A 23,165-nucleotide genomic window follows, 5' to 3' on the forward strand; every position below is an offset into this window, starting at 1 on the left:
TAACTGGCCTGCCTTACTGGCACGCCAGGCACTCCTCGTAATCCGTCGAACGCTCGGCCTGTGCCGCGATCACCCGCGGCCCCGCCTGCGGCACATGCGCCGCCATGATGTCGCCCTGGCCGACGATCTTCTCGCTGATCGTATCGGCCCGCTGGATGGACAGGCTGCGGCAGTAGTACAGCGACTTCACGCCCTTCTTCCACGCCTGCATGTGGATCTGGTGCAGGTCGCGCTTGTGGACATTGGCCGGCAGGAAGATGTTCACCGACTGGCTCTGGCAGATGAAGGGCGTGCGGTCCGCCGCATGCTCCACCACCCAGCGCTGGTCCAGCTCGAACGCCGTCTTGAAGGTGGCGCGCTCCTGCTCGGTCAGGAACTCCAAGTGCTGCACGCTGCCCTTGTTGACGGTGATGCTGGTCCAGGTCTCGTCGTCGTCGCGGCCGTGCTTCGCCAGCACCTTCTTCAGATATGGGTTGCGGACGATGTAGCTGCCGGACAGCGTCTTGTGGTTGTAGACATTGGCCGCCACCGGCTCGATTCCCGGGGAGGCGCCGCCGCAGATGATGCTGATCGAAGCCGTCGGCGCGATCGCCATCTTGTTGGAGAAGCGCTCCATCATGCCGTATTCGGCGGCATCGGGGCAGGGGCCGCGCTCCTCCGCCAGCATGCGGCTGGCGAAATCGGCCTGCTCGCGGATGTGCTTGAACATCCGCTTGTTCCAGACCTTTGCCACCACGCTTTCGAAAGGCACGTTCAGCGCCTGCAGGAAGCTGTGGAAGCCCATGACGCCTAGGCCGACGGAGCGTTCCCGCATGGCGGAGTATTTCGCCTTCGCCATGCTGTCCGGCGCGGTGTCGATGAACTCCTGCAGCACGTTATCCAGGAAGCGCATCACATCCGGGATGAAGCGCGGGTTGTCCTTCCACTCGAACCAGGTTTCGAGATTGAGGGACGACAGGCAGCACACCGCGGTGCGGTCGCGGCCGTGCTGGTCGCGACCGGTCGGCAGGGTGATCTCGGAGCAGAGGTTGGAGGTCTTCACCTCCAGCCCCGCCAGCTTGTGATGCGCCGGCATCGCCTTGTTCACCTGGTCGGAGAAGATCAGGTAGGGCTCGCCGGTCTCGATCCGCGCCGTCAGGATGCGGATCCAAAGGCCGCGGGCCGAGATCTTGCGGACGATGGCGCCGTCCTTCGGGCTGGTCAGCGGCCATTCCTCATCCGCCTCGACCGCGCGCATGAAGGCGTCCGGCAGCAGGATGCCGTGGTGCAGGTTCAGCGCCTTGCGATTCGGGTCGCCGCCGGTGGGGCGGCGGATCTCGATGAACTCCTCGATCTCAGGGTGGCTGACCGGCAGGTAGCAGGCGGCCGAGCCGCGGCGCAGCGAGCCCTGGGAGATGGCGAGGGTCAGCGAATCCATCACCCGGATGAAAGGGACGACGCCGGAGGTCTTGCCGTTGCGTCCGACCTTCTCGCCGATGCCGCGCAGGTTGCCCCAGTAGCTGCCGATGCCGCCACCCTTGGCTGCCAGCCAGACATTCTCGTTCCAGAGACCGACGATGCCCTCCAGGCTGTCGGAGGCCTCGTTCAGGAAGCAGGAGATCGGCAGGCCGCGGGTGGTGCCGCCGTTCGACAGCACCGGAGTGGCCGGCATGAACCAGAGCCGGCTGATGTAGTCGTAGATGCGCTGCGCATGGGCCGCGTCGTCGCCGAAGGCCGAGGCCACCCGCGCGAACAGATCCTGGTAACCCTCGCCTGGCAGGAGATAGCGGTCGTCGAGCGTCGCCTTGCCGAAATCGGTCAGCAATGCATCCCGGGCGCGGTCCACCTGAACCTGGTGGTGCCCTTCCAACTGAACCGCATCGAACACCGTCACGTCCCCTTCAAACCCGCGGACCGGAGCATGCATGTTGGAGGGTCCTTACACAAGATATTGGCGTGAGGTCCGCAGTCTAACACCATATCGGGTACCCGGTTCCAGAAAATCCATGTCGGCGCAAAGCCAGCGCAACCGCCAATGTTCTCGTTATGTTCGCGATATTTCTGCCATTCGATGGCGGCGTCAAGCCATCTCGCCTGCAATTGGAGCATCACATCACAGCCTGCCCGGCTGCGGATCGATCAGGCAACGGCACGGGCCACCCGCCGGGATGCAGGATGGCGCCCGGCCTGGGAGGCGTCCCACGCCGCTCCTCCCTCGCCGGGTCGCGTTCGGACCTGCCGCCCTCCTGCCGGTGGCCGCCGGACAGCGCGGGGCGACATTACCCTGTTCAAGGTGGTCGGCCCGTGGGGCGAGGTGACGATCGGCCTGACCGCATCCGAGCTGGGGCGCCTCGGCACGGGGCCATGGTGGAGCGGATCGCCCGCGCGCTGGTGGCCGCGGAGCCAGATCACCGCCTGGCATCGCGCGCTGGGCCCCCGCTTCACCCCAGATGGAAGGCTGGCGATCCTGCGCGCGGCCTGTTGCGGGTCGAGCCCTATGTCGCGTCGATTCGTGGCGCCGCCGCCCGCGTAACGCCGCGCAGCCTCAGGGACCTATTTCAGAGGATCATAAGGTTCGATAGCTGCGGAACCGACCATCGACGCAGGCTCGGGGAAGGGTGTCAGCGTGCGCAGGATGACAGCGGCCGAAACCATCCCTCCAAGCGCGAGCAGGAACATCAGTAGGCATCGCCCGCGTTGTGACATAGGGGTGCTGAACACGTTTCGCGTGCGACTTACAACATGTTGCGACGGTTGAGAGAGGCTAGTCGCATGGCACCCCGTTGTCGCGTTAATATGATGTGAGCCAGCGTCCACTGGCGCGACAATCGGCGCGCCTTTGTGGATGCCGGGCAAAGGGGCGGGCCAAACCGGCACCATGGTCGATAGGCCCGCTCCTGCCAGCCGGTCCCGGTTGCGGCCCGAAGCAGGCCCACGCAGGCCGGAACCGATCTGCGCGAAACACCTGCCCTGGCTTCACATGGTTCCTGGTCGCGCGCTACAGGCCGCGGCCCTGTTGCTGCGCCTGCGTCGTCGTCAGACTCGTCCGTAGGTGTCCTCGATGCGGACGATGTCATCCTCGCCAAGATAGGCGCCCGATTGCACCTCGATCAGCGTCAGCGGGATCATCCCCGGATTCTCCAACCGGTGGACGCAGCCGAGCGGCAGGTAGACGCTCTCATTCTCCCGCAACAGGATGCTCTCGGCATCGCGTTGTACCACCGCCGTGCCGTTCACCACGACCCAATGCTCCGCCCGGTGGAAATGCTTCTGCAGAGAGAGCTTCTGGCCCGGGCGCACCTGGATCTTCTTCACCTGGAAGCGCTCACCTTGGATGAGCCCCTCATAATGACCCCAGGGGCGGTAGATGCGGCGGTGCTGCGTCGCCTCCGGCCGGCCGGAGGCGCGCAGCCGGTCGACCAGCAGCTTCACGTCCTGGGCGCGGGACCGCGGCATCACCAGCACCGCATCCTCGGTGGTCACCACCACCATGTCCTCAAGGCCGACCACCCCGGTAAGGATGCCCTCAGACCGCACGTAGCAGCCGCGGCTGTCGACCAGTTCCACCGGGCCCTGGGCGACGTTGCCGGCGGCATCCTGCGCCGCCACCTCCCACAGCGCCGCCCAGCTGCCAAGGTCGGACCAGCCGATCGAGGCTGGCACCACCGCGGCCCGCTCGGTCTTCTCCATCACCGCGTAATCGATCGAGATCGCCGGCGCCGCCCGGAAGGCTGCGGCGCCCAGCCGGACGAAGTCGAGGTCGCGTTGCGCCGTCGCCAGCGCTTCGGCCACCGCCTGCAGCAGGTCCGGGGCGAAGCGCTCCAGCTCCGCCACCAGGGTCGCGGCGGTGGCGACGAACATGCCAGAATTCCACAAATGCCGCCCGCCGGCCAGGAAGGCCGCAGCGGTCGCCGCATCCGGCTTCTCGACGAAGCGGGTCACGGCGCGCACCCCGGCGGCCGCGGGCAACTCCGCGCCGGCCTCGATGTAGCCGTAGCCGGTCTCAGGCGCGGTCGGCTGCATGCCGAAGGTGACGATCTGCCCGGCCTCCGCCGCCACAACGGCCCGGTCCAGCGCTGCATGCAGCGCCGGGACATCGGTGATGGCGGCATCGGCCGCCATCAACCACAGCACGGCGTTCGGGTCCTCGTCGCGCAGCAGCAGCGCCGCGGCGGCGATGGCCGGAGCGCTGTTGCGGCCAGCGGGCTCCAGCAGGATGCGGGCGCCGCCGATCTTGGCGGCGCGCAATTGCTCGGCGACCAGGAAGCGATGCGCCTCGTTGCAGACGACGACCGGCGGGGCGTAGCCTGGGCCGATCGCCCGTGCCGCGGTCTCCTGCAGCATGGTCAGCTCGGAGACCAGCGGCCAGAACTGCTTCGGGTAGCCCTCCCGCGAGAGCGGCCACAGGCGGGTACCGGTCCCGCCCGAGAGAATCACTGGAACGATCGCCACGTACTCTGCCTTTCGATCGACCGCTGGGGGTCCAAACGGCCAAGCCTCAACCTGCAACGGGAAAGCGGCGACGGTAGGGCGGATGGGGTTTCCGCTGCCAGCCCGTGGGGGCTGGCCCGCGCGCTGGCGTCCAGGTCCAGCCGCGAGGCGATGTGGCCGGCCACGCTCGGCCGCCGGTCCAGACCGGAACCGATGCCTTGCATCCCGGCCTGGAATCACACCAGCCCGCCCTGGACCGATCCATTGTCCTGGCGCCTATGGGGCAGAACCCCTGATCTGTTCTACCGCTTTCGTGCCGGCGGATCCCGGCTCTGCCCCGCCGCGGCCAACGCCGCCTCATAATCTGCGAAGCGCTGCGCCTGTTCCGTGCCCAGCTGGTACAGGTAGGCCCAGCTGTAGATGCCGCTGTCGTGCAGATCGTCGAAGACGATCCGCACCGCGTAATGCCCGACCGGCTCCAGCCGCAGGATGCCGACATGGCGTCGCCCGGCGACAAGCACCTTCTGCCCGGGGCCATGGCCCTGTACTTCGGCGGAGGGGCTTTCCACCCGCAGGTATTCGGCAGGCAGAAGGAAGCGGGCGCCATCGTCGAAGGCGATCTCCAACAGCTTCTCCGCCCGCTTCACCCGGATCTCGGTCGGCGTGGGCATGGTGGCCGCCCGCGTCAGGCCGGGCTGTCGTCGAGCTGCCGCGCCTCATCCGGCAGCATGATCGGGATGCCGTCGCGGATCGGGTAGGCCAGCCGTGCCTGGTCGCTGATCAGCTCCGCCCGCTGCCGGTCGTAGCGCAGCGGGCCCTTGGTCACCGGGCAGACCAGGATCTCCAGCAGGGTCGGGTCAACGTCGCCGCCGGTGGCGGCGGGGTTCGGCATGTCGGTCATGAGCGCATCTTAGAGCAGATCGCCGCGGGGCGGCATCGCCCGAAGGCGTGAATCTGCTCTGCGCGCGGCAGGGCAAGCCGGCACGTCCTGATACCCTTCAGTGGCTGCGCCGCGGAAGGCATGCCGAAGCGCTGATCAGGACCATCGGGGCCTCGCGAAACCGCGCCACGGATTCGAGAGGCTTTCAGCTTGGCCGCTGGCCTGCCGGCAGGTCCCCGCCGCCATGCGCGCCCATCTCCAGAAGCGCCACCAGCATGGCGGCACGGGCCTCCGCGGTCGCGGCTTCCAGCAACGCCTGCTTCTCCGGCACCTCGAAGGGGCAGATCATGGCGAGGGTCAGCACCAGCGTAGCGTCCGAGGTCTGCTCCACCGCCTCCCAATTCGCCTCGATGCTGCGGGCTTTGAAGAAGCTGCGCAGCGCCGCCAGCAGCGTCGGGCGGTCTAGGCCGGAGGGCGAGGCGAGCTCGCCGAGGTCGGCCTCGAAGCCGGCGTAGTCCGCCCGCACCCGGCGGTAGCCGCGATGCAGCGGCAGCTCCTCGGCCACCCGGAAGCGGATCATCCCGGTCAGGGTGATCAACAGCCGCCCGTCCTCCGTCTCAGCGAAGGAGGAGAGCCGGCCAAGGCAGCCGGTGCGATAGAGCCCGGGCCCGTTCGGGCCGCGCGGCTCGCCCGGCCGCGGCTGGATCATGCCGAACATCCGGCCGTTCGCCAGGCTGTCCTGGGTCATCGCCAGGTAGCGCGGCTCGAAGATGTTCAGCGGCAGCCGGCCATGCGGCAGCAGCAGCGCCCCAGGCAGGGGAAAGACCGCGATCTCCGGCGGCAGCGCGCTGAACTCCGGCTGGAAGGCGGCCATGGGCCGGTACCTACCTGAACAGCAGGGAGGAGAGCTTGCGCCGGCCGGCGATGGTCGCCGGGTCGGCGAAGCCCCAGGCTTCGAAGAACTTCAGCAGTTGCTTGCGGGCGGCCTCCTCGTTCCAGGCGCGGTCGCGCCTGATCGCCTCCAGCAACGCCTCCGCCGCCGCCTCGCGGTCATCCGCCGCGTTCAGCGCCACCGCGAGGTCGATCCGCGCGGCGTGGTCATCCGGGTCGGCGGCCAGCCGCTGCTGGAATTCGGCCAGCTTGGCGCGCGCCTCCCGGCCCTGGGCGGCAAGCTCCAGCGCGCTGCGGACGGAGGCGATCTCGGCGTGCTCGCGCAGCTTCGCCGGCACGTTCTCGATCACCTGGATCGCCTGCTCCTCCTGGCCGAGCGCGGCCAGGCTGCGGGCGACGCCCGCCAGTGCCTCGGCATTCTCCGGCTCCTGCTGGGCGAGGGCGCCGAACAGCTCAAGGGCGCCCTGGTGGTCGCCTTCCTCGGCCGCCTGCTTGGCCTCGGCCAGCAGGTCGGCGGTCGGCATCTGGCCGCCGGCCAGCTTCAGCAGCCCCTCGATGAAGCGCTTCACCTCGCCTTCCGGCAGCGCGCCCTGGAACAGATCGGCGATCTGGCCCTGCCAGAAGGCGGCGACGGTCGGCACGCTCTGCAGCGGCAGGCCGAGTTGGCTCAGCTGCTGGACCAGCGCCCGGTTCTTGTCGATGTCGATCTTGACCAGCCGCACCCGGCCGCCGGCGGCGCGCACCACCTTCTCCAGGGTCGGGGTCAGCGTCTTGCAAGGGCCGCACCAGGTCGCCCAGAAATCCACCAGGATGGGGACCTGGCGGCTGGCCTCCACCACATCCTGCATGAAGGTCTTCTGATCGCCGTCCTTCACCGGGTCGGGGCCGCCGCCGGACTGCGGCATCCCGCCGGGGGCGGGCTGGCGGTTCGGGTCGAAGATGACGTCCATGGCAGGTTTTCCTCGGATCCTTGGGGCATAGATGCGCCGCATCGGCGCAAGGGCAATGGGGTTCAGCCCGCCGAGGCAGGCAGGTCGAGCAATTCGGGCTCATGGCCCAGGCTTTCCAGGAAGCGCAGCAGATCGTCCGGGCGGATCGCGGTGGTCATGGTGTTGGCCAGGGGGTGGAAATGAACCCATTCATGATCTCGTACCAGCCCAGCATCGAACACGGCGCGCACCGTGCCCGGCGCGGCATTGACCAGGCCGAAGGGGGTGACGGAGCCGGGCTCCACCCCCAGCATGGCGCGCAGCGCCTCGGCCGGCGCCATTTCCACCCGTCCGGCGCCGGCGGCGCGGGCCAGGGCGTTGACTGAGACCTGCCGGTTCTCCTCCAGCACCGCCAGCAGATAGGGGCCGGGCGCCGACCTGGCCGGGCGGAGGAAGAGATTCTTGCTGTGCCCGCCATGCAAGGTGCCGCGCAGCGCCTGGCTCTCGGCCACGGTGAAGACCGGCGGATGGGTGATGGTGCGGGTCTCGACGCCGAAGGCATCGAGACGGGCGAGCAGGGTCTCGGGGGTTTCCGGCATCGTCCAGGCTTCGGTCCGGTTCAGGCAGGCGGGTCGTACCGGCTGCGGGCCGCCGAGGCCAGAGGCCGGCCGCGGCCCGACCGCCTCACACCGCGGTGTAGCCGCCATCCACCGTCCAGCAGGCGCCGGTGACGAAGCCGGCGCGGTCGGAGCACATCCAGACCACCGCCTCGGCGATCTCCTCCGGCTTGCCCATCCGCGCCATCGGCACCCGGGCCATGATCCGCTCGCCGTTGCGGCGCATCGAATCCTCGGTCATCGGCGTCTCGATATAGCCGGGGCAGACGGCGTTGACGCGGATGTTCTCCGCCGCATGGTCGGCCGCCGCCGCCTTGGTCAGCCCGGCGACGCCATGCTTGCTGACCACATAGGCGGAGGAGCCGCGCAGCCCGACCAGCCCGGCGATGGAGGCGGTGTTCACGATGGCGCCGCCGCCCTGCTTCCGCATCTGCGCCACTTCATGGCGCAGGCTGCGCCAGACGCCGTTGAGGTTGACGTCGAGGATGCGCATCCACGCCTCCTCCGCCACATCGGCCGCGGCGACGCCGCCGGCATTCACCTGGAAGGGGGCGATGCCGGCGTTGTTGAAGGCGCAGTCGAGCCCGCCGAAGGCGCTGACCGCGGCGGCGACCATGGCCTGCACCGCGGCATCGTCGGTGACATCGACGGCGATCGCCACCGCCTGGCCGCCCTGCGCCTCGATCGCCGCGACGGTCTTCTGCGCCGCTTCCAGGGTCAGGTCGGCCGCCGCCACCCAGGCGCCCTCCCGCGCGAAGGCCAGCGCCGCGGCGCGGCCGATGCCGGAAGCGGCGCCGGTGATCAGCGCCGATTTGCCGTCGAGCATGCCGCTCATGGGGTCACCCGTTCTGCCAATGGTGCGCCAGGGACGCCGCGGCATGCCGCAGCGCGAGGTCGGAGGCGGGGATGAATTTCCCCATGGTCAGGAAGGCGTGCATCTGGTCGGCCATGTGGACATGGGTGACCCGGACGCCATCCTCCTCCAGCCGCTTCGCATAGGCGATGCCTTCATCCACCAGCGGGTCGTAGCCGGCGGTCATCACATAGGCGGTGGGGGTGCCGGCCAGGCTGGCCGCGCGCAGCGGCGAGGCGGCCCATTCGATGCGCCGCGCGGGGTCCGGCACGTAATGGCCGATGAACCAGCGCATGGTCGCCGCGGTCAGGATCAGCCCCTCGGTGAAGCGCTGGTAGGCCGGCCGCTCCCCGGCCATGTCGGTGGCCGGGTAGAGCAGCATCTGGTAGCCGATCGGCGGCAGGGTGCCATCGCGCGCCATCAGCGACAGCACCGCCGCCAGGTTGCCGCCGGCGCTGTCGCCACCGACCGCGATCCGCGCCGGATCGATCCTGAGCGACGCCGCCTCGGCCACGATGAAGCGCAGCGCGGCGGCGGCATCCTCCACCGCGGCGGGGTAGAGGTGCTCCGGCGCCATCCGGTAATCCACCGCGATAACGCTGCAGCGCGCGGCATTCGCCAGGGTGCGGCAGGGCTGGTCATGGCTGTCGAGGTCACCGATCACCCAGCCACCGCCGTGCAGGAACAGCAGGCAAGGCAACACCTCGGTCGGGTCGGTGCCGGCGGCGCGGTAGCGGCGCAGCCTGATCGTGCCGAGCGGGCCGGGGCACTCCAGGTCCTGCACCTCCGCCACCGTGGCGGGCTCGGGCTGCAGCACCGTGCGCGATTTGGCGGAGGCCTCGCGCGCCTCGACGGCGGTTAGGGTGTGGATCGGCGGCCGGCCGAGCTGCTTGATCAGCTCGAGAACATGCTGTGCGCCGGGATCAAGAGGCATCGCGTTACCCTACCCAGGAGAGGATGGCGCCGGCCACGGCATCGGGCTGGTCGAGTTCCGCCAGATGGCCGGCGCGGGGGATGATGCGCGTCTCCGTCGGGCCGGCCAAGGCCGAGGCGATGCGCGCGGCATAGCTGCGCGGCATGATCCGGTCCTGCTCGCCCCAGATCAGCATCGTTGGCGCCTTGATGAGGGGCAGGCGCTTCTCGATTCGGGTGTTGCCGAGGGGCCAGAAGATTCGCGCCGCGGCTTCCGAGGCGCGGGTCTGCTCGATCGGCCATTCCACCGAATTGGCGCCCTCTGGCACTGCCTTCAGCGCCTTCCACACTTCCGGATCGGCGGTCAGCATGCCGGGGAGCTGGTCGGAGCGCTGTGCCCAGGGGTCGGCCGGCGGGTCGGCGGCATCGAACAGGCCGAATGGGGCGATCAGCGCCAGCTTCCGCACCGACTCCGGCCAGAGCGCCGCCATCTCCGCCGCCATCGAGGCACCGACCGAGCTGCCGGCGAGATCGGCGCCGTGGAGGCCCGCGGCGACCAGCGTCTGCCGTACCGCCAGCAGCCAGTCGAGATGGCTGTCGAGCACGCTGTGGCCACGGTCGCCGCCGGGGAAGCCGGGCAGGGAGGGGACGATCACCGTCCGCTTCTCGGCCAGCCGGTCGAGGACGGGCACCCAGCGCGGCAGCCCGCCGAAGCCGGCTAGGAAGCCGAGCGGGGCGCCCTTGCCCTTGCGCCAGACACGGGTGGGGAAGCCGTTGATCTCAACGGTCTGCACGTCGGGCTCGGTCACGCTGGTCTCCGTTCAGGCGTTGTCGTTCGCGGTGGGGCGTTCGGCGGGGCGCGGCCGCGACAGCAGCGGCGCGCCGTGGCCGATGCGCCGGCCCGTTGGCACCTGATGGATCCAGGGAGATTGCATGGTTCGTTCCTCCGTGGGCCTGCCCTGGTCCGCGGGCGGATCGCCCCGGCCATCGGGGCGAGCGCGGGCCAGGACCGGGGGGCGCTTTGAGGAAAGCCTAGCCGGCTATCGGTTGGCGCGGCAATGGCCCGTCAGCAGCGGGCCGATGATCAGGTCAGGCGGGGCCGTCGCCACGGCCTTCGCCGGGCACCGCTTCAGCGGATTGGCGTTCACGCCCCTCCGCGCTCCGCTCCAGCGGCTCCAGCATCGTCTCGGCCTCCCGCTTCAGCCGCAGGTAGCTGCGGGCGGAGAAGGGCAGCATGCCGCCATAGATCAGCCCACCGGCGGCCAGTGCCGCCCAGGGCTCGGTCACCAGCACCGCGACATAGACACCGACGCCGAGCAGCAGCGGCAGGACGACCTCCGCCCGGATCTTGAAATTCTTGAAGCTCCAGGTGGGCAGGGTGGAGACCATCAGCCCGCCCACCAGCACCAGCACCGCGGCGCAGACCGCCGGGTGCCGCATGGCGGCCGTCAGGCCAGGCAGGTTCCACTCCTCGAAGGCGAGCGCCGCAAACAGCGGGAACAGCGCCAGCCCCGCCCCGGCCGGTGCCGGAACGCCGGTGAAGAAGCTCTGGGCAAAGGCCGGCTTCGGGGGCGGGCCGACCAGCGGCACCGCCGCCACCTCGACGATGCTGGCGTTGAACCGGGCCAGCCGCAGCGCCGAGCAGACCGCGAAGAGGATGCAGGGCGCGTAGCCGATGCCGCCGCTGCCGTGCAGCGACCAGAGATAGAGGATCAGCCCCGGCGCCACGCCGAAGCAGAGGAAATCCGAGAGGCTGTCGAATTCCGCGCCGAACCGGCTGGTCGCCTTCAGCAGCCGGGCAAGGCGGCCGTCGAGCCCGTCGATTGCCGCGGCGACCACGACCAGCGCCGCCGCCTTGGCCCATTGCGCATCGATGGCGAGGCGGATCGCGCTCAGCCCGGCGCAAAGGCCGAGCATGGTCAGGATGTTCGGGATCAGCCGGTTGAAGGAGGGTCCGGTGTAGCGCGGCCGGGTGCGCGGCCGGAAGCGGCGCAGCCGGCCGCGGATGCCGGGTGGCCGCGGCGGGCTGCCGCTCACGGCAGGCTTCCGGCGTCCCGCACCGGCCCCAATTCGGCCAGCACCGTCTCACCGCCGATCATGGTCTGGCCCTCCGCCACCAGCGGCCGCACGCCTTCCGGCAGATAGACATCGGTGCGGCTGCCGAAGCGAATGATGCCGAAGCGGTCGCCGGCCTGCACGATATCGCCTTCCCGGATGTCGCAGAGGATGCGGCGGGCGATCAGCCCGGCGATCTGCACCACCGCGAGGTCGCGGCCGTCCGGCAGGCGCAGCGCGATGGCGTTGCGCTCATTCTCCTCGCTCGCCTTGTCGAGGCTGGCGTTGAGATAGGCGCCGTGGCGATAGGCGATGCGGGTCACTGTGCCATCCGCCGGCACCCGGTTGACGTGGACGTCGAGCACCGAGAGGAAGATCGCGACGCGCCAGCGCGGCGCCTCGCCCAGGCCAAGCTCGGCCGGCGGCACCGCCGGCATGACGCTGACGACATGGCCATCGGCCGGCGCCAGCACGAGCTTCTCCCGATTCGGCGGTATCCGCGTGGGGTCGCGGAAGAAGTACAGGCAGAACAGCGCGAAGATCGCGCCGAGCCAGAACAGCCAGGCCCCAAGCCAGAGGCCGCCGATGACGGCGACCGCGGCGCCGCCGATGATGAAGGGCCGGCCTGCCGGATGCGGCAGGGCCAGCACGAGCCGCAAGCTGCGTCCGATTGCCATGGGCGCGGTTTATCGGGTGTTCATACCCTCAGGGCAAGCTCGCCCTGACATGCCGCACCTGACCCTCGGCCCCTTCGCCGTCCATCGCGATGGCACCCTGGAACCGCGCGTGGCGGAACGCCTGCCAGCGATGCGTTTCGCCTGGCGCGGCCGCCGCTGTGAGGCGGGGCTTTCCGCCGGCGGGCTGCGACTGGCCGCCATTGCCGCGAGGGTGCCCTCCACCGCCGAATCCGGGGCGGACCGTCCCCGCGCGCTGGCGGCCGTGGCGGTGATGCAGGGGGAGCTGCCGCAGGGCTGGCAGCTGAAGCTGCTGCCCGACCATCGGATCCGCATCGAAACCGAGGCATCCTTTCCCGACCCGCCGACCGCGACCAGCCTGATCGCCTGCATGGTTCGCTTCGCCCTGGCGATCGATCCCTATCTCGACAGGCTGGACGGCGCCGGCGCCTCCGGCACCTGGAACACCTGCCCGGGGTAGATCAGCTGCGGGTCGCGGATTTGGTCGCGGTTGGCCTGGTAGATCACCGTATAGCGCACGCCCTGGCCATAGGCTTGGCGGGCGATGCGCCACAAGTTGCTGCCGGGCTGGACGACGGCCTTGCCGTCCACCACCACCTCATCGGGGATTCGGTCACGCTGGAACGGTACCTCGATCCGCGCCGCCACCGAGCCGGCGGCGGCGAGCTGATCCACCCGCAGCGTATGCCGACCGTAGCTCGGCTGGCGTTCCGGTTTGAGCTGCCAGCGCCCGGCCTGGTCCGCCACCGCATCGCCGGCATGGTCGCGCCCGACATAGACCCGGACCGTCGCCCCCGGCTGGGCGCTGCCAGCGAAGCGCATGGCGCCGGTATCGTCGTAATCCACAACATCCAGCTCCAGCCGTTGGCGGCCAGGGTTGCCCGGCTCCACCGGCGGCGCTTCGGCCTGCAGCAGGCGGGGAGAGGCGGGCGCGTCGGTGGCCGGCAGCAGCATGGCCCGGGCGCCGGGGCCGGCTTCGGCCGGATTGGGCGGCCGCTGGGCCATGGTGGCCGGCAGTTCCGGCACCACCAGCAGCACCGTCTCGCGCGCGGCGACCGGCTCCTCGCCGCCGCGCCGCGCCGTCAGCGATAGCTCCCGGAGCCCGGGGGCGAGGGGCTCGCCGGGCAGGATCACCCATTCGCCGCGGGCATCCGCCCGGGCCCGGCCGATCTCCCGGCCCGATTCGTGCAGCACCACCTCGGCGCCGGGCGCCGCTCGCCCGGCGGTGACCAGCATGCCGCGGGCGCCGACCCGGGCGACATCAAAGCGTGGTGCATCCGACCGCGCCGCCGGCATGGCGGCGGATGCCGCGCCGGGGGAGGGGGCGGCGGTGGCCGGCGCGACCGCGCCCGCAACCGGCGCCGGTCGTTGCGGCGCAAGAAACGAGGGAAATGAATCGGTCAGCAACCAGGCCGCGGCACCCGCCGCGACGATCGCCAGCCCAGCCAGGCCAATGCGATGCCCGATCCCCGCCTCCATGCCACTCGACTCCGCGAAATCTCAGCATAGGACAGGCTTTGCCCGCCGGTGAGGGTCAAGTTGACCTTCCATGGCATCAAAACCACCGCAGCGCTGCACCACGGCAATGATCTTGAATAAACCGCCTGCCTGTGCTTCGCCGCAAGGATCGCCTGACGGAGCAGCCCTATGGATGACCAGCATAGCAGGCAGGTGAAGGTTTGGGATGGCTGGATCCGCTTGGTGCACTGGTCGGTCGTGGTGCTGCTCGGCCTGTCCTGGTGGAGCGTGGAAGCCGGCCAGATGCGCATCCATTACCTGTCCGGCCATGCGGTGCTGACCCTGGTGCTGTTCCGGATCGCCTGGGGGCTGGTGGGGTCGGAGACCGCCCGCTTCTCCCGCTTCCTCCGCTCGCCGCTGGCCGCGTTGCGGCATCTGGGGGGACTCCGGCGGCGCGAGCCGGACCATGAGATCGGCCATAATGCAGCGGGCGGGTGGATGGTGCTGGTGCTGCTTGGGCTGCTGCTGGCCCAGCCGCTGACCGGGCTGTTCGCCGCCGAGGAGCCGGGGTTCAGCTATGGCGCCAAGGGCCCGCTGGCCGCGATGGTGTCACCGGACACCAGCGACTGGCTCACCGGGCTGCACCACCGCATCTTCAACCTGATCATGATCGCCGCGCTGCTGCACATTGCTGCGGTGCTCGCCTATGCGCTGCTGAAGCGGCACGACCTGGTGCGGCCGATGGTCACCGGCCGGAAGCGCCTGCCGGCCAGGCTGGCGGCGCCACGCATCGGCTCGCCCACCCTGGCGGCCGGGCTGCTGGCCGCCTCGGCGCTGCTGGTCTACGGGATCAGCCGGCTCGGCTGATCCCCGCGCAGGTCCTATGCCATCAGGGCGGAGCTGCGCCTGTTGGCGTAAGCACCCCCTGCAACCTGGCATGGCCCGGCCGACCCGGCGAACTCGGTCCGCGGCATCGGATGCACGGGTCAGGCCCGTGCAGGACGGAAGCGTATGACCTGTCCTACCGGCCGCGGAAGGGCCGGTGGCAGCCGCCGCAGAATTGCGGTCCGGTCGCCTGGTAGGCGGTGGCGAAGGCGGCCGCGTCGCCGGCGCCGGCCATCGTCTTCAGTACCTCAAGATGGCCCAGCAGCCGCGTGTTGGCGGCTTCGAAGCTGGCGAAATCGGTCCAGATCGCCGGCAGCGCCTTGGTGTCGCCGGTGCCGGAGCCGGCCGGGAAGCGCGCCGGCAGGCCGCGGTAGAAGGTGATCATGTCGTCGATTCGCGGCACCAGGGCGCGGACGTCGCCGCGCGCATCGGCCACCGGCTTGAACGCCTCCATATGCCCGCCCATCCGCTTCAGCCCCTCGCGCCGCTGCGCGATGACATCCGCCTGGGCGAAGGCCGTCCCCGCCATCGCTACCAGTGCCAGCGCCGCCAGCCAGCTCTTCGACCGCATCTCATTCTCCCGCGCCGTGGGTCACGGTTTCGAAGATGACACAGTTTTGCCCCGAACTGGCAAGGCCAGCGGGAGCGGCCCGCGGGGACGTGTCCGGGATGGAGCAGCGCGGCGGGGGAAGCCACTGCTTGCGGGATGCGTTAGCCTGGGTGACCAGGGAGTTTCGTATGCCATCCGCCATTCAATCGGTTGCCGTCTTCTGTGGCTCGCGCAGCGGCACGGATCCGGCCCATGCCGAGGCCGCCCGGGCGCTCGGCGCCGGCCTCGCCACGCGGGGCATGACCCTGGTCTATGGCGGCGGCGGCATTGGCCTGATGGGCGAGGTGGCGAAGGCCGCGCTCGATGCCGGCGGCCGGGTGCGCGGGGTGATTCCCGAATTCCTCACCCGGATCGAGCGGCCCTATCCGGCGCTGGCGGAGCTTGAGATCACCAGCAGCATGCATACCCGCAAGACCCGGATGTTTGAGCTTGCGGATGCCTTCGTCACCCTCTCGGGCGGGCTCGGCACGCTGGACGAGACGGTGGAGGTGATCACTTGGCGGCAGCTCGGGCTGCATGACAAGCCGATCATCATCCTCGACATCGATGGCTGGGCCCGGCCTCTGGTGACGCTGTTCGACTCGCTGATCGACCGCGGCTTCGTCGCGCAGGGCGACCGTTCAATCTACGAGGTGGTGCCGCGGGTGACGGATGCGCTGGCGCTGCTGACCCAGGTGGAGGCGCCGGCCGGTGCCGCGCCCGCGGCCCGGCTTTGAGCGCTTCTTCGGATCGATGCGAACTTCGCGGCCGGAGCCGCTTGCCGGCCCGCCCGACCAGGGTTATATCGCCGCCTCCCGCGCGCCGGAGCAAACGGCGCGATGATCAGGGCCCGACCGACGGAGCGTAGCTCAGCCTGGTAGAGCACCGTGTTCGGGACGCGGGGGCCGGAGGTTCGAATCCTCTCGCTCCGACCAAGTCGGCCCTGTCCGGAAGCCCCGCCAGCCTTGCTGGCGGGGTTTTTCCGTTCTGGCCCGAAGGATGTTGGACGGTTGCGGGCCGGTGCGGCTGGCCTGCAAGCCGGCGGGTGCGTCGAGGTTGGTGGCTGCCGGGCGGATCGCTCAGCGCTGGCCGGCGCCCCAGAACATCAGCCAGCGAGCCGGCCAGGCCCAGGCAACGCCGGCGGCCAGGAAGAACGGGACCTGCAGTGCCCAGTGCAGCCCGATGACATGGTCGGCCAGCGCCAGCACCACCCCGAGATAGGCCAGGAACCCCAGCATTCCGGCGAACAGGGCGAGGATGATGCGCAGCATGGCGCGGAGATGCACCAGCCGGGCCGCCCCGCCAAGCCCCGAACCTTCGTCATGGGGATTCACGTGGTTGCAGGCGCGGCACCCCGGCGGGTAAGGAACATCCGCCCGCGCCGCGCCAGGCCGCACTGGGCGAACCCGCACCGAGGTGGAACGGCCATGCCCGACAGCGTACCGGAAACCGTCGACATCGACCTGCGCGACCATATCCGCGGCATCCCCGATTTCCCGAAGCCCGGCATCCTGTTCTACGACATCTCCACCCTGCTGCGGCATGGCCCTGCCTGGCGGGCGGCGATGGCACGGCTGGCGGGGCTGATCGGCCCGTACCGGCCGCAGTTGCTGGCCGGGATCGAGAGCCGCGGCTTCCTGGTGGCGGCGCCGCTCGCCCTGGAGCTTGGCCTTGGCTTCATCATGCTGCGCAAGCCGCGCAAGCTGCCGGGCGCCACCATCGGGCTGGATTATGCGCTGGAATACGGTTCCGACCGCATTGAGATCCAGGCCGATGCGGTGGTGCCGGGCCAGCGCGTGGTGCTGCTCGATGATCTGCTGGCGACCGGCGGCACCATGGCCGCAGGAGTCAAGCTGCTGCGACAGGCCGGGGCGGTGGTCCCCGCCACCGCGGCGATGATCGAGTTGACCTTCCTCGGCGGCCGGTCGAGGCTCGACGTGCCCTGCGAGACCCTCCTTCGCTACGACGAATAGATGCCAAGGCTTCCGGCCGGAAGTCTGGCCTGGCCGAGGACATGCGGATGCAGCGCCTTGTGAGCATCCCCCGCCGCGGCCTTGCCCTGGGCCTTGGCCTTTGGGCGGTCGCCCCGCAACGAGCCGTGGCCATGTTGCCCGGCGCGGCGGTGTTGTTCGTGCCCGGCCCCGAAGATGGCCCGTTGTCGCACTGGGCGACCCGGCTGGCGGCGGCGTTGGCCCGCGGGGCGACCACAGCCGTGGCGCTGACGCCGATGGTCCTCGGCGGGCCGGACGGGGTGACCGCCGCCAATCGCTTCGCCACCGAGGCGGCGCCAGATGGCCGCGCCCTGCTGGTGCTGCCCGGCGCCGCGCTGCATGCACGATTGGTCGGCGACCCGCGTGCCCGCTACGACGGCGCCGGCTGGATGACGGTCTGCGGCGCGGAGGGCGCGGCGGTCGTCGCCGGCCGCAATCCCATGGCGGCGCCGGGTGGCGCCCCGCTGCGGCTGGCGCTGCCCGCCGCCGACCACCCCGCCGCGGCGGGCCTGCTCGCCTGCGACCTGATGGGCGTGGCGGCGGTCGGAGTCCTCGGCCTGTCCGGTGCCGAGGCGGAGGCGGCTCTGGCGCAGGGGGCGGTGGATGCGATCCTGCTGCAGGGCCCCGCGGTGCCGGCCCGGCTGGCCGCGCTTGGGCTGCAGCCCTGGTTCTCGCTCGATGCCGCCGGTGGGCGTGATCCCGGCCTGCCGGGCCTGCCCTCGGCGGTGGAGGCGGCGACCGCCGGTCCGCCCGCGCTGCGGGCCGCGCTGGCCGCCGCCGCGACGCATGCGCGGCTGCAGGCCGCGGTGATGCTGCCGGCGCTGACGCCGGGCAACCTTGTGGCGCTGTGGCGGGCGGCGGCGCAGCGTTGGCTGGAGGAAGGGCGCGCCGAACTCTCCGCCGGGCTGTGGCCGCTGTCGGGGGCGGGCCATCCCAGCCTGGCGGTGCCCCCGGATGCGGTGCTCGCCTATCGGGCCTGGCTGGCGCGGCGGCTCGGCTGGCGTGGCGATTGATCGCATGACGCTGTGGCAAGCTCTTGCGGAACGATTTTGTGCGATGCAATATAGCGGATGAGGAAGGGGAGGAATTTCATATTGGAGAACCCCCATGCTCGCGTTCCTCATCGGCCTTGCCGCGCTCGTCGTCGCCAATCTGGTGACCGACCATCAGCTCCAGCGTGAAGGCTTCAATGAATTGAAGGGCGGCTTTCACCTCGGCGCCTGAAGCAACTCCCGCTGGCCGGGAGTTGATGCAGAGCTCGACGCGGCTGCGCAGCGCATGGAGACGGCGGTTGACCGGGTGCTGGACCTTCCGGTTGCGCCTGGTCAGGATCTCGGGCCGCGCGCCGCGGTCACGCGTGTCCTGACGGATGGCATCGAGGATGTGCCGGTGATCCCGGGGAGGGCGCCCGCGAAGCGAGAATTGCCCACTCCTTGTCCGCCAATAGCCCGCGGGTCACGATGGTCCGGCTGCTCAGGCTACTGGGAAGAAAGCACCTGCTGCTCGTCCGCGGCGAGGCGCCGCAGCACGTCCATGAAATCGTCGAAGCGCTCTGGCCCGATTGCCTCGGCCCACTCCGCCTGGAGGTCGCGCAGGCAGGCGAAGATCACCTCGCCCACCTGCCAGCCCCGTTCGGTGAGATGGACGAGGCGCCGTTCGCCGCCCCCCTCCGTAGCGCGGCGCTCCAGGTAACCGAGCGCCTCCATCTGAGTGATGAGATAGTTCGTCGCCTGCCGCGACATCCCGATCCGGTGCGCGAGTGCGGAAGGCCGCACGCCATCGGGTAGCGGGTAGGAGAACACGGAGAGGTGCGGGTCCTGAAGGTCGGTGAAGCCGGCCACCCGGACCGCCTCGTGCATCCGGTCACGGACGCGCCGCCAGCACAGGCGCAGCAGGGCGCCGACGAAGGGGGGGCTACCCTCTACGCCTGCACCTCTCTGGCGTGGGCGAGATTTTTTGCTTGCACTCATCGTAAAGTCACTTTACGTGGTTTTTGTAAAATGACTTTACGAAGGAGGAGGGCAAGATGGAAGTCATGATGGAAGCACCGAGCGGCAAGGTCGTCCGGATCGGGACCATGGAGTTGCGGTTCCTGGTCGATGAGACGCAGGGCTCGGGTGATCTCGTGATGTTCGAGTTCGCAGTCCCGGCCAATGCGCGCGTGCCGGCGCCGCACTACCACCGGGATGTGGACGAGGCCGTCTACGGGCTGGAGGGCACGCTCACCATGACCGTGGATGGCAAGAGGCAGGAGGTCCGCCCCGGCGATGCCGCCTTCATCCCGCGCGGGAGCGTGCACCACCACGAAAACCTGCACGAAGGGACCGCACGGGTGCTGATCGTGCTGACACCCGGCTCCATCGGCCGGCGCTACTTCGAGGAGGTGGCCGAGGCGGTGAACGTGCCGGGCAGGCCTGACCCGGCACAGGTGACGGAGGTCATGCTCCGCCACGGCCTTATCCCCGCCTGACCCGCGCCCGGGCTCGCCGCCGGCGAGGCGGCGCATCCACTCCACCCGCCGGCCGCCCCGGTGGCGCCGGCGGGCAGGCCACCTTCACTTTGTCCACACCGCCCAGAGCAGATCGCCGTGGGGCGGCATCGCCCGGAGACGTGAATCCGCCCTACAAACAAGCAGGTAAAGCATTTCCATGACCTCAGGTGATCGGGAATGCCCCAGGCGGGGTTGCGCTTATCGCAGCCGTCATCCGCCCCATGGTGCATCGATACGCCGGGGCATACTTGCGGACCGCCGACGAAGGCGCATCTCGGAAGTCGGCCCGATGACGGATGCGCATGACCCTGTCCCTAGCCTTGCCTGCCCTTCAGGCCAACCGACCCCGCATTGCCATCATCGGCGCCGGCCCTGGCGGGCTGGCCGCGGCCATGTTGCTGGCCGCGCAGGGCGCCCGGGTGACCCTGCATGAGAGGGACAGCGTCGTCGGCGGCCGCAGCCGCACGCTGACTACCGGGCAGGGCTACCGCTTTGACCTCGGCCCAACCTTCTTCCTTTACCCGCGCATCCTCTCGGAGATTTTTTCCGCCTGCGGTGCCAGCCTGGAGCAGGAGGTCGAGTTGCTGCGGCTCGACCCGCAGTACCGGCTGGTGTTCGAAGGTGCGACCAGCATCGACGCCACCCCGGATCTGGCGCGGATGGAAGCCGAGATCGCCCGCCTCGCGCCGGGTGATGCGCGCGGCCTCAGGCCCTTCATCGCCGAGAACCGCCGCAAGCTGGCCGCCTTCCGCCCGGCGCTGGAACGCGCCTTCGACAGCCCGGCGGATTTCCTCACCCCGGGGATGCTGAAGAGCCTGTTGCTGCTGCGGCCGCATCGCAGCGTGGACCAGGATCTGGCGCGTTACTTCAAGGACCCGCGGATCCGCCTCGCCTTTTCCTTCCAGAGCAAATATCTGGGGATGAGCCCGTTCCGCTGTCCCAGCCTCTTTACCATCCTGTCCTTCCTAGAATACGAGCACGGCGTCTTTCACCCGCGCGGCGGCTGCGGCAGCATCGCCACCGCCATGGCCCAGGTGGCGGCGCGGCTCGGCGTCGACATCCGGCTGGACGAGGCGGTGGAGCGCATCGCCTTCGCCGGGCGGCGGGCGATTGGCGTGGAGGTTGGCGGCCGCCGCCATGCCGCCGATGCGGTGGTGGTGAACGCCGATTTCGCCCATGCCATGCCGCGGCTGATCCCCGATGCGCTGCGCCGGCAATGGCCGGACCGACGGATCGCCCGGGCGCGCTACTCCTGCTCGACCTTCATGCTCTACCTCGGGATCGAGGGCGACTTGCCCGGCCTTGCCCACCACACCGTCCTGCTGGCCGAGGACTACCGCCGGAACATCCGCCAGATCGAGACGGGCGAGGCGCCGGATATGCCGAGCCTCTACCTGCACCACCCCGGCGCCAGCGACGCGACCATGGCGCCGCCGGGGCACAGCAGCCTCTACCTGCTGGTGCCGGTGCCCAACCTGCGCGACGCCGAGGCGCGCGGCTTCGACTGGGCGGCCGAGGCGCCGCGCTTCCGCCGGCTGGCGCTCGACCGGCTCAAGGCGCTCGGCCTGCCGGACCTCGAAGGCCGCATCCGTTACGAGCGGATGGTGACGCCGCGCGAATGGCGGGACGAGTATGCGGTGGGCTTCGGCGCCACCTTCAACCTCAGCCACGATCTTGGGCAGATGTTGTGCTTCCGGCCGCGCAACCGCTTCGACGGGGTGGAGGGCGTCTATCTGGTCGGTGGCGGCACCCACCCGGGCAGCGGGCTGCCGGTGATCTACGAGGGCGCGCGAATCAGCGCCGGGCTGCTGGCGCGCGACCTCGGGCTTGGCGAGGTGCCGCAGGGCACCGGCTTCGCCGGGGCCGCCCCGGCCTTGAACGCCGCGGAATAGGGGAAGGCCATGGGCGCGCATGTGGTGGTGGTGGGAAGCGGGCTCGGCGGGCTGGCGGCGGCGGCGGTGGCGGCGGCACGCGGGCATCGGGTGACGGTGCTGGAGAAGAATCCCTGGCTCGGCGGCAAGGCGGCGGTGCTGCAGCTCGATGCGCCGGATGGCAGCGGGACGTTCCGCTTCGACATGGGCCCGACCATCCTGACCGTGCCGCGGGTGCTGCGGCGCATCTACGCCGAGGCCGGGCGCGACCAGGCGCAGGAACTGCCGCTGCTGCGGCTCGATCCGCAATGGCGCTGCTTCTTCGCCGACGACACGCGCATCGACTTGGTCGAGGATGTCGAGGCGATGGCGCGGGCGATGGACCGCTTCGCGCCCGGCAGCGGCCAGGGCGAGGGCTACAAGGCGTTCCAGAAGGTGGCGCGCCACCTGCATGAGGTTTCGGAGAAATTCTTCTTCTGGAAGCCCGTGGAGTCGATGCTCGACACCATCAACCTCAAAAGCAATTTCGATCCCGGCACCATGCGCGACGTGCTGGCGCTGCGTCTGGGCAAATCGATGGCGAAGGTGATCCGCGGCCATGTGCCGGATGCCCGGCTGGCGCAGATGCTCGACCATTTCTGCCAATATGTCGGCTCCAACCCGTATCTGGCACCGGCGGTGCTCTGCTCGATCGGCGACATGCAGGTGAACGAGGGCGTCTGGTACCCGGTCGGCGGCACCCGCGCCGTCGCCGAAGGGCTGGCGAAGCTGGCCGGCGAGCTGGGGGCCGATCTCCGCACCAGCGTCGATGTCACCGGCTTCGAGGTGGGGAACAACGCCATCCGCGCGGTGAAGACCGCCGCCGGCGAGCGCATCGCCTGCGACGCCGTCATCTCCAACATGGACGCCATCCGCACCTACCGGGAGCTGGTCGTGGGCGAGGCCGGCCAGCGCTATGCGCGCAAGAAGGTGGAGCCGGCCTGCAGCGGCGTGGTGCTCTACCTCGGGCTGAAGCGGCGCTACGAGCATCTGGCGCACCATTGCTTCGTCTTCTCCCGCGATGCGGAGGAGGAGTTCGACGCCATCTACAAGCGCGGCGAGCCGGCGCCCGACCCTAGCTGCTACCTCGCCGCGCCCTCGGCCAGCGACCCCAGTGTGGCGCCGGAGGGCGGCGAGGCGCTCTACGTGCTGGTGCACACCCCGCATCTGCGCCCCGGCCAGGATTGGTCGCGCATGTTCGCGCCCTATCGCCAGGCGATCCTCGACAAGCTGAAGCGCACCGCCGGCCTCGGCGACATCGAGGAGCGGATCGTGGTGGAGCGGGCGCTGACGCCGGCCGACATCCATGAGCGCTACCGGGTGCTGGATGGCGCGATCTACGGCCTCGCCTCGCACGGCGCCTTCCTCGGCGCCTTCAAGCCGGGCAATCGTTCCCGCCAGGTGAAAGGACTCTACCTCGCAGGCGGCGCGGCGCATCCGGGGCCGGGGATGCCGATGGTGATGATGAGCGGCTGGATCGCCGCCGATGCGCTGGACCGCGACCTTGGCGGGCGCGGCATGCCGGAGGCGGCGGAACGGGCGGGGCAGCGCGATGCGCTGCGGCCGCCGCTCGCCGCCGAGTAGAGCGGTCACGCCGGC

25 protein-coding genes and 1 tRNA gene are annotated in these 23,165 nt (G+C 70.1%); 9 read left to right on the forward strand and 17 right to left on the reverse strand.

Translation table 11 applies throughout. The annotated features are described in order from the left end of the window. Positions 1-13: 13 nt before the first annotated feature. From H7965_RS17560 to H7965_RS17615, 13 genes are all read right to left on the reverse strand, one after another. Positions 14-1,906: a ribonucleoside-diphosphate reductase subunit alpha gene (locus H7965_RS17560; protein WP_186771889.1), complete on the reverse strand. Its 1,893-nt coding sequence runs from the start codon at positions 1,904-1,906 to the stop codon at positions 14-16. Positions 1,907-2,532: 626 nt separating this feature from the next. Next, positions 2,533-2,658, reverse strand: a complete 126-nt coding sequence (locus tag H7965_RS31035; RefSeq protein WP_261394270.1) for a hypothetical protein — start codon at positions 2,656-2,658, stop codon at positions 2,533-2,535. Positions 2,659-3,015: 357 nt separating this feature from the next. Continuing rightward, positions 3,016-4,431 (reverse strand): mannose-1-phosphate guanylyltransferase/mannose-6-phosphate isomerase, encoded by a 1,416-nt coding sequence (locus H7965_RS17565; protein WP_229682685.1) that lies wholly within the window; start codon positions 4,429-4,431, stop codon positions 3,016-3,018. A gap of 281 nt (positions 4,432-4,712) precedes the next feature. Continuing rightward, a complete protein-coding gene (locus tag H7965_RS17570) occupies positions 4,713-5,081 on the reverse strand; it encodes a gamma-butyrobetaine hydroxylase-like domain-containing protein (RefSeq protein ID WP_186771890.1) in 369 nt (122 codons plus the stop codon). Between the two features lie 14 nt (positions 5,082-5,095). Then, on the reverse strand, positions 5,096-5,302 hold the full coding sequence (locus tag H7965_RS17575) for a Trm112 family protein (RefSeq protein ID WP_186771929.1): 207 nt from the start codon (positions 5,300-5,302) through the stop codon (positions 5,096-5,098). Between the two features lie 193 nt (positions 5,303-5,495). Beyond that, a complete protein-coding gene (locus H7965_RS17580) occupies positions 5,496-6,164 on the reverse strand; it encodes an LON peptidase substrate-binding domain-containing protein (protein ID WP_186771891.1) in 669 nt (222 codons plus the stop codon). Between the two features lie 10 nt (positions 6,165-6,174). Next, positions 6,175-7,131, reverse strand: a complete 957-nt coding sequence (locus H7965_RS17585) for a tetratricopeptide repeat protein (protein ID WP_186771892.1) — start codon at positions 7,129-7,131, stop codon at positions 6,175-6,177. Between the two features lie 62 nt (positions 7,132-7,193). Then, entirely contained in the window at positions 7,194-7,709 is a 516-nt protein-coding gene (locus H7965_RS17590) for a prolyl-tRNA synthetase associated domain-containing protein (RefSeq protein ID WP_186771893.1), read from the reverse strand. 85 nt (positions 7,710-7,794) lie between these two features. After that, entirely contained in the window at positions 7,795-8,562 is a 768-nt protein-coding gene (locus H7965_RS17595) for a glucose 1-dehydrogenase (protein ID WP_186771894.1), read from the reverse strand. Positions 8,563-8,566: 4 nt separating this feature from the next. Beyond that, positions 8,567-9,514 (reverse strand): alpha/beta hydrolase, encoded by a 948-nt coding sequence (locus H7965_RS17600; protein ID WP_186771895.1) that lies wholly within the window; start codon positions 9,512-9,514, stop codon positions 8,567-8,569. Between the two features lie 4 nt (positions 9,515-9,518). Continuing rightward, positions 9,519-10,301, reverse strand: a complete 783-nt coding sequence (locus H7965_RS17605; protein ID WP_186771896.1) for an alpha/beta fold hydrolase — start codon at positions 10,299-10,301, stop codon at positions 9,519-9,521. A gap of 280 nt (positions 10,302-10,581) precedes the next feature. Beyond that, positions 10,582-11,529, reverse strand: a complete 948-nt coding sequence (locus H7965_RS17610; RefSeq protein ID WP_390624576.1) for a CDP-alcohol phosphatidyltransferase family protein — start codon at positions 11,527-11,529, stop codon at positions 10,582-10,584. After that, positions 11,526-12,224, reverse strand: coding sequence for a phosphatidylserine decarboxylase (locus H7965_RS17615; protein ID WP_186771897.1), 699 nt, complete (start codon positions 12,222-12,224; stop codon positions 11,526-11,528). Before H7965_RS17615 ends, H7965_RS17610 begins: the two co-directional genes overlap by 4 nt. Before the next feature lie 49 nt (positions 12,225-12,273). Here H7965_RS17615 and H7965_RS17620 point away from each other — a divergent pair, with 49 nt between their 5' ends. After that, entirely contained in the window at positions 12,274-12,702 is a 429-nt protein-coding gene (locus H7965_RS17620; RefSeq protein ID WP_186771898.1) for a hypothetical protein, read from the forward strand. On the opposite strand, the gene H7965_RS17625 is transcribed toward H7965_RS17620, so the two are convergent. Then, the gene (locus tag H7965_RS17625; protein WP_186771899.1) at positions 12,642-13,721 is read right to left on the reverse strand and encodes a LysM peptidoglycan-binding domain-containing protein; all 1,080 of its coding nucleotides are present in this window, start codon (positions 13,719-13,721) and stop codon (positions 12,642-12,644) included. The genes H7965_RS17620 and H7965_RS17625 overlap by 61 nt on opposite strands. 168 nt (positions 13,722-13,889) lie before the next feature. On the opposite strand from H7965_RS17625, the gene H7965_RS17630 reads away from it, so the two are divergent. Further along, the gene (locus H7965_RS17630; protein WP_186771900.1) at positions 13,890-14,567 is read left to right on the forward strand and encodes a cytochrome b/b6 domain-containing protein; all 678 of its coding nucleotides are present in this window, start codon (positions 13,890-13,892) and stop codon (positions 14,565-14,567) included. Between the two features lie 154 nt (positions 14,568-14,721). Here the strand turns inward: H7965_RS17630 and H7965_RS17635 are convergent, their stop codons facing one another. After that, the gene (locus H7965_RS17635; protein ID WP_186771901.1) at positions 14,722-15,156 is read right to left on the reverse strand and encodes a cytochrome c; all 435 of its coding nucleotides are present in this window, start codon (positions 15,154-15,156) and stop codon (positions 14,722-14,724) included. Positions 15,157-15,323: 167 nt separating this feature from the next. Here H7965_RS17635 and H7965_RS17640 point away from each other — a divergent pair, with 167 nt between their 5' ends. Both H7965_RS17640 and H7965_RS17645 read left to right on the forward strand, forming a co-directional pair. Further along, positions 15,324-15,911, forward strand: a complete 588-nt coding sequence (locus H7965_RS17640; RefSeq protein ID WP_186771902.1) for an LOG family protein — start codon at positions 15,324-15,326, stop codon at positions 15,909-15,911. 121 nt (positions 15,912-16,032) lie between these two features. Next, positions 16,033-16,109: transfer RNA gene (locus H7965_RS17645), tRNA-Pro, on the forward strand. A gap of 144 nt (positions 16,110-16,253) precedes the next feature. Here the strand turns inward: H7965_RS17645 and H7965_RS17650 are convergent. Further along, entirely contained in the window at positions 16,254-16,508 is a 255-nt protein-coding gene (locus tag H7965_RS17650; protein WP_186771903.1) for a DUF2842 domain-containing protein, read from the reverse strand. A gap of 123 nt (positions 16,509-16,631) precedes the next feature. On the opposite strand from H7965_RS17650, the gene H7965_RS17655 reads away from it, so the two are divergent. Together H7965_RS17655 and H7965_RS17660 are read left to right on the forward strand one after the other, a co-directional pair. Next, positions 16,632-17,147 carry an adenine phosphoribosyltransferase gene (locus tag H7965_RS17655; protein WP_186771931.1) on the forward strand — a complete coding sequence of 172 codons (516 nt, stop codon included), beginning with the start codon at positions 16,632-16,634 and terminating at the stop codon, positions 17,145-17,147. Positions 17,148-17,194: 47 nt separating this feature from the next. Further along, entirely contained in the window at positions 17,195-18,178 is a 984-nt protein-coding gene (locus tag H7965_RS17660) for a hypothetical protein (protein ID WP_186771904.1), read from the forward strand. 465 nt (positions 18,179-18,643) lie between these two features. Here H7965_RS17660 and H7965_RS17665 read toward each other — a convergent pair whose 3' ends face one another. Beyond that, positions 18,644-19,006 carry a MarR family winged helix-turn-helix transcriptional regulator gene (locus tag H7965_RS17665; RefSeq protein WP_222440676.1) on the reverse strand — a complete coding sequence of 121 codons (363 nt, stop codon included), beginning with the start codon at positions 19,004-19,006 and terminating at the stop codon, positions 18,644-18,646. 185 nt (positions 19,007-19,191) lie between these two features. Here H7965_RS17665 and H7965_RS17670 point away from each other — a divergent pair, with 185 nt between their 5' ends. From H7965_RS17670 to H7965_RS17680, 3 genes are all read left to right on the forward strand, one after another. Further along, positions 19,192-19,635, forward strand: coding sequence for a cupin domain-containing protein (locus tag H7965_RS17670; protein WP_222440677.1), 444 nt, complete (start codon positions 19,192-19,194; stop codon positions 19,633-19,635). A 323-nt stretch (positions 19,636-19,958) separates the two neighbouring features. After that, positions 19,959-21,548, forward strand: coding sequence for a phytoene desaturase family protein (gene crtI / locus H7965_RS17675; RefSeq protein WP_186771906.1), 1,590 nt, complete (start codon positions 19,959-19,961; stop codon positions 21,546-21,548). Between the two features lie 9 nt (positions 21,549-21,557). Further along, complete coding sequence (locus tag H7965_RS17680) at positions 21,558-23,150, forward strand: phytoene desaturase family protein (protein WP_186771907.1); 1,593 nt, start codon at positions 21,558-21,560, stop codon at positions 23,148-23,150. The last annotated feature ends 15 nt before the right edge of the window (positions 23,151-23,165 follow it).

The sequence above is a fragment of the Siccirubricoccus deserti genome (genome assembly GCF_014283215.1).
GTDB lineage: Bacteria > Pseudomonadota > Alphaproteobacteria > Acetobacterales > Acetobacteraceae > Siccirubricoccus > Siccirubricoccus deserti.